Source organism: Vibrio floridensis (assembly GCF_021852965.1).
Lineage (GTDB): Bacteria > Pseudomonadota > Gammaproteobacteria > Enterobacterales > Vibrionaceae > Vibrio > Vibrio floridensis.
Genome location: NZ_JAKGCY010000030.1, coordinates 1 through 6,382, shown reverse-complemented (window position 1 = coordinate 6,382; position 6,382 = coordinate 1). Strand labels below are relative to the sequence as shown.

The following is a 6,382-nucleotide window of genomic DNA, read 5'->3' as shown; positions in this document are numbered from 1 at the left end:
ATTTGGAATAGATTAAACACTGCTGCTGCAAACATGCACCCAGCCACATAGCCAGACCACATTTGTTTGTCAGGCTGGTATAACGTGTTGAAAGATAGAACAAAGAAAATGAGGCTAGAGAAACTTAATAGGTACTCATTACAACTATATAGGTACGAATTTGTCGAATAGTCATATTTGATTGTGACTTTTCCGCCTGCTCGAGCCAACTTTAGGTGCAGTGAGTTGCCTACAGTTTTATAAGATAAATCATTTCTATCAAGTACTTGCTCTACTTTTTCCAACATTCTTCAATGTCCTCCATGACTATTGGTTTAGCTGTACCACTAGCGTTAGTACTGCAATTTCTACAACTGTGTACAATATGTACGAGGCTCATAACCCCAGCGTTAAGGGGTGAGTGCCGCATAAACCAAGCTTCTGCAGACCACTTTCACCACCAAAACTTACTGCAAACCAAAAATGCCACGCGGCGTGAATCCCGCTTAAACGCCTTGTTATGTTTAAGGCTCAAAGGGTTAAGTTTGCGATACCAAAGCTTAACTCAACTTATCTTTGAAAACCAAAACCAGACGCTAAAAAACTGAATTAACTAATAAATTTGAATTTACTGATATTGAGTTTTAGCGTGAAAAACCGAAAACTGGAGCTCAAACTTTGAAACTAAGATCGCGTCATTCGACTCAAAAACGCACTGAACTTAAATGAGGCGACTCTCTGAATTTTTAGCGCCCACGAATTGGAGTCCAGAAAACAGCGACCACTAAACGTAACTTGCCGACAAGACCAAAATTAGAAAGCTGAGAAAGCAAAGAAAAGATGCAACCAACTGATTTTACGTGATTAAACATAACGCCGCGTTAAGGGGTGCCGGCACGCAATACAAAAGCTACCGCACAGCGACTTAATCACTGAACCCAACGCAAACCGAAAATGCCACGCGTGCCAAATCCCTCTTAAACGCCTTGTTAAATTGCATCACCAAGGGAGCACACCAGTTTCTACACTTATATAGTCACGATTGTTTAATCGCTTGTTCTCTACTAGATCAAGAATTTGACTAGCTGATTTCTTTGGTGACATATCCGCATCACTTGAACCCATTGCGGTTAGAAGCCTTCCGGGGTGTATTGCTACTACTTTGATACCTAAGTCTTCGAGATCATCTGCAAGACATAGGGTCAGCATGTTTTGTGCTGCTTTGCTTATACGATAAGAATATGAACACCCTGAGCCCTTCGCAGCTAACTCAGACTGCATCTTAAGTGATCCTCTACGAGAGCTGATGTTTATGATTAATGGCTCTGCTGAACGTTGTAATGAATCTAAACTTCCTTTCACAGTAGACAAGACAGCAATACAGTTAGTCTCAAATTCTTTCCTCAGATACTCTGGACGAGTAGATTTTAACGTTGGCGCTTTTGTACCCGAGCCAGCGTTGTTTACCACTAAGTCGAGAGTCACTAATTCTAGCCACTCACTTAGCTTTGATTCATAACTATCACATGTAACATCGCTGACTAGGATTTTAGCTTGTGGGAAATCTCTAGCTAATTCAGACTTAGCGTTATTCGTGCGAACAACCAAGTACAAACGATAGTCATGTTTGTCAAATTCATGAGCTAGAGCTAACCCTAATCCACGATTTGCACCTGTAATTAGTACGCTTTTCATGTCACTCCATTGCAATTTAACGCCCGCTTAAGGGGCAGACAACGCTACAACCAACTTTCGGCATAACTTCGTAATCACAAAAACCAACGCATGGTAAAAATGCCGCGCGTTGGCTGTCCCTCTTGAAGCGTTTGTTAGCCGATTTTCAGATCTAGCTTGAAATTACGAATAATTTTTTCATCCAAACAGCTACGTAAAAACTTATTCATTGCTGTCATGTCATTAGAAGAATAGAAGTCGAGCATGAGCGTATTAAACTCTTGCTGACGCTTGGCTTGCACATTAATGATAGGGAAACCGTTAGCTAACAAAATACCGTTCATCATGAACCGGCCTGTACGTTTGTTAACATCCCAAAAAAATTGAGCGCGTGCCATTTGTAAAAATGCAGTAATTGCTTGATCGTAAACATCAGATTCGCTATTCACCTGACTCTCAACTTCAAGCCATTTTTCGTCCAACGCATCTGGAGCCGGAGGCTCATACTCTGAACCCGTAATAGAAACGTAACCAGAGCGAAATTTACCCCACTCTAATGCTTCTTCTTTGCCAGCGATATTGTGGATTTTTAAGGCGGTTTCTTTATTAAATTGAAACTCACCTTGATCAACTAAGCCAAAAATGAGCTCCCATGCTCGAGCTTGGTTCATTGCCATATTTTGATCACTAATACGATGGCCACCTACGGTGATCCCATCAAGAATGGTTTGCACCTCAGGTAAAGTCATTGCAACACCCTCGAGGTTAACAGCGTCATAAACCAAAGCTGGTACATCTCTTTTGGCAAGTTGTTTAGCCAACGGTATATTTGGTTTCATATTCCACATGTTATCTGTCAATGCTGTCATGGTGTTCTTCTTCAATGTAAGTAAAACTTGGCTAAGTATACACTTACTGATGAGTAAGGTGGTAGAAGTCGGCTAACGCTGCGTTAAGGGGTGAATGCCGCATAAATCAGCTTTCCGCAGACCACTTTCACCACAAAAACTCACTGCAAACCAAAAATGCCACGCGGCATGAATCCCGCTTAAACGCCTTGTTATGGCTTGGACTTAAGGTGTTCTTTACTTGCCTGATTTAATCATTTCTATGATTTTGTTGGCTTTTTCGAAGTGATCTAGCTGGTGAGTTTGAATCCACCAAGTAGCTGCTTCCATTAACAACATTGGATCGTCGTTTTTATTAGCGAAAAATGCATAAAATGAAACACCAACATTCTCACCCTTTTGTGCGATTTTCTTAGCACAAACATCTAGCACTTTACAGCGTAAGGATTCACGCATTCATTATGCCCTCTTTGATTAAAGTAAAAACAATACTTTACACAACGAATAGAACACAAACAATAAACACTGTTCATCCAACCAGTGTAACTTTTGAAAGAAGCCATAACGCCGCGTTAAGGGGTGCAGGCACGCACTACAAAAGCTACCGCACAGCGACTTAATCACCGAACCCAACGCAAACTGAAAATGCCACGCGTGCCAAATCCCACTTAAACGCTTTGTTATGCTTAAGCTTCAATGACTTACGTTTGACCAGAACCAAGATTAACTCGACTTTGATTTACAAACAAAAGCCAAAACGTAGAAAACCGAAATGAATCATAGTTTTGATAATCAGACTTTGGATTTTGGCAAATCTGGTTTGAAGTTTGAAAACCTAGAAATGGATTTCTGATTGAGCCAACCGCCCTAACCTCGCGCTTGCCCAAGAATTGAATGAGGCAATTCTCAGAATTTTTAGCGCCAAAGAATGAGTGTCCGAAAAACAGCGCTCAAAAAAGCCAGCTTGCCGACAAACACAAAACTGAAAAGCCTAGGGAACAAAGAAAAACCATAAACCACTGATTTTAGGTGATTAAGCATAACGCCCGCTTAAGGGGCAGACAACGCTACTACCAACTTTCCGCATAACACCGTAATCACAAAAACCAACGCATAGCAAAAATGCCACGCGTTGGCTGTCCCTCTTGAAGCGTTTGTTATGCCACTTTGCTTTATAGTAACGCTCGGGCTAAACCACTGCGGTCTTCATTGATCACCAAGAAACGCTTGTATTTCAGTGGCATATAGTTTTTCAATAACTGTGAACCAACATTACTATTCTCTTGAACACTTTCCAGTAAACCTATTAAGACCAATAGGAAACATGCAAGTACTTTCGCCTGATCAACAACAACTGTTTCTTTGAGTAGTTTGGACAAGGGATATTGGGAACCGCTTTGATTGAATACACTCCAGTGCCTTGCCCCCTTCTTGAAGCACACTAAATATTCAGAGTCTTCACTTGTATAAAATTGTTCATCGCTATCTTCGAAATGGCACAGGCTTTCTTCCGGCACGCCAGTTTCTATTGGTGTCTTTATAAAACCATGGTCGAGCATAAATATGTAAGGAATTTTGAACCCGATGTTTTCCTTCTGCCATTTGTTAACAGTTTCCAAGCTTTGGACATTAGATTTAAATGAGAAGGCGATGACGGCTAGCTTATGACCTGGGGGCATAATATCTTTCACAGAGCATAGATTTTCAGTTGCTTTTGCAAAAGCATCTTTAGTTAGCGTTGTTTTCACCTCTATGACTACCAATACACTTTCAACAGGAAAATACTTAGTTTCAGTAAGACTCAAAAATCGCGGCAATAAACTTTTTTTATAGATAATTATGTCGGACTGCCTAGCCTGTTCTCCTGATTGATTCACAATAATGCCTGTATCAATTCCATATTCGTCAGGCAAGAATTTAGCCAGCAAGTTCATGAGAGCTAATTCATTCCCTGAGCCTTTTACGCCTTCATGCTGAAAGCTGCCATTTATCAACTCAACTTCAGTTAATAACATATTAGCAATGGCAGTATAGTAATTTTCCAAATAGTCCTCCTGTGACTAGCCATCTCTAGTGGCATAACGCCCGGTTAAGGGGCAGACAACGCCACTACCAAGCTTCCGCATAACATCATAACCACAAAAACCAACGCATAATAAAAATGCCACGCGTTGGCTGTCCCTCTTGAACCGTTTGTTAAGTTTATTTCCAAAGCGCACTCATTTCATCTTTTAGATCAGCTTGCATTTGGATCCGATAGTTAGACAATTTGGATGAAACTGAATTATAAAATACTGGAAATGCTTTCTCTTGATTCAAATAACAGCAATAAAGTTTTTGCTCAAGCTCATCTAGATGTTTTTTAATTTCTGTAAACATCAATGATTCTGGAAGTGGATATCCAAACGATGACTGATAGTTATCTAAGTTGAACGTGTACTCTTTAATCGCTTCATTAAGTTCATGAATGTGATTGCATTCATATTCTTTCTTATTGTTCAGATATTGTTCACAAGGATTGAAACTATCTAGTAAATCGCCTACGTCATTGCGTTTTTGGTCATATACCCTCAATAGTTTTGTATTAAACGCACTTATTAATACATCGAGTTGCATTCTTAAGGTTTCAATTTGTTCGACCCGCTTGGAGTGCTTTAATTGAGATTTCCATACATTTAATGCCAAATATGCAATTACCGCCATAGCAAGATTGGAAACTGAGGACAATATGTCTGTCCATTTAATATCACCTTCGCTTGGAAGGTTTATCCCAATCAGGAGCCCAAACGAGATTAAAACTATGGCTGAAACATATACGACTGTAAAATCTGATTTTCCGATCAATTATTGAACTCCATTATAAACTTAACGCTGCGTTAAGGGGTGAATGCCGCCTAAACCAACTTTCCGCAGACCACTTTCACCACCAAAACTAACCGCATACCAAAAATGCCACGCGGCATGAATCCTTCTTGAACGCCTTGTTATGTTTAAAACTTAAAGGGTTAAGTTTTACGATACCAAGAGCCTAACTCAACTTAGCTTTGAAAACCAAAACCAGAAGCTAAAAAACTGAATTAACTCATAAATTTGATTTTACGAACATTGAGTTTTAGCGTGAAAAACCGAAAACTGGAACTCTAACTTTGAAATTGAGAACACTTCACTCACCTCGCCAACACACTGGATTTCAATGAGGCAATTATCTGAATTTTTCGCGCCCGCGAATAGGAGTCCAGAAAACAGCGACCACTGAAGTTAGCTTGCCGACAAGGGAAAAACTTGAAAGCTGCGTGGACAAAAAAGAGTGCAAACAACTGATTTTACGCGATTAAACATAACGCCCTGCTAAGGGGTGAGCAATGCACTACAAAAGCTACCGCACATCAACTTAATCACAAAACTCACCGCATGCTAAAAATGCCACGCATTGCGAATCCCACTTAAGCAGTTTGTTAGCTTAAATTTCAGCACCTTAGATTTACTAAGCCCGAGATTAACCTGATTTGGAAAACCAACAAACCACTTGAGTTTTAAACCCCGAATTGATTCAAACTTTGTAGCCGTTCATTTGCTTTGAAACCAGCAAATTTTGAGAATTCATCTTCGGAGAACTCAAAGCGAAAGCAAAACTTCCAAAGCGACTTTAAGCCAAGCTTGCTAACCTCGCGCAATCCTAAAACTCCATTGAGGCAACTGCTCAAAACTTGCGCTGGCAAACAATGCTGATTTGCCGAGAAACCTGAACGAATGGCCAAAGGAAGAAAGAAAAGACCACAACCCGTTGATTTTAATTGTTTTAAGCTAACGCCGCGTTAAGGGGTGAGTGCCGCACAAACCAACTTTCCGCAGACCACTTTCACTACAAAAGTTACCGCATA

The 6,382-nt window shown here is 40.3% G+C and carries 6 protein-coding genes; all 6 read right to left on the bottom strand.

Features of this window, described 5'->3' with window-relative positions; genetic code table 11:
• Positions 1-287, bottom strand: a 287-nt coding sequence (locus LZU85_RS20025; protein ID WP_217909375.1) for a hypothetical protein, incomplete at its 3' end; no start/stop codon positions are given.
• 691 nt (positions 288-978) lie between these two features.
• Positions 979-1,674 carry an SDR family NAD(P)-dependent oxidoreductase gene (locus tag LZU85_RS20015; RefSeq protein ID WP_237288318.1) on the bottom strand — a complete coding sequence of 232 codons (696 nt, stop codon included), beginning with the start codon at positions 1,672-1,674 and terminating at the stop codon, positions 979-981.
• Between the two features lie 134 nt (positions 1,675-1,808).
• Positions 1,809-2,522 (bottom strand): Fic family protein, encoded by a 714-nt coding sequence (locus tag LZU85_RS20005; protein WP_000126165.1) that lies wholly within the window; start codon positions 2,520-2,522, stop codon positions 1,809-1,811.
• A 216-nt stretch (positions 2,523-2,738) separates the two neighbouring features.
• On the bottom strand, positions 2,739-2,957 hold the full coding sequence (locus LZU85_RS19995; RefSeq protein WP_017420731.1) for a DUF6500 family protein: 219 nt from the start codon (positions 2,955-2,957) through the stop codon (positions 2,739-2,741).
• A 716-nt stretch (positions 2,958-3,673) separates the two neighbouring features.
• On the bottom strand, positions 3,674-4,546 hold the full coding sequence (locus LZU85_RS19985; protein ID WP_237288316.1) for a DUF6602 domain-containing protein: 873 nt from the start codon (positions 4,544-4,546) through the stop codon (positions 3,674-3,676).
• A gap of 157 nt (positions 4,547-4,703) precedes the next feature.
• Positions 4,704-5,345, bottom strand: coding sequence for a hypothetical protein (locus LZU85_RS19975; protein WP_237288314.1), 642 nt, complete (start codon positions 5,343-5,345; stop codon positions 4,704-4,706).
• Between the last annotated feature and the right edge of the window lie 1,037 nt (positions 5,346-6,382).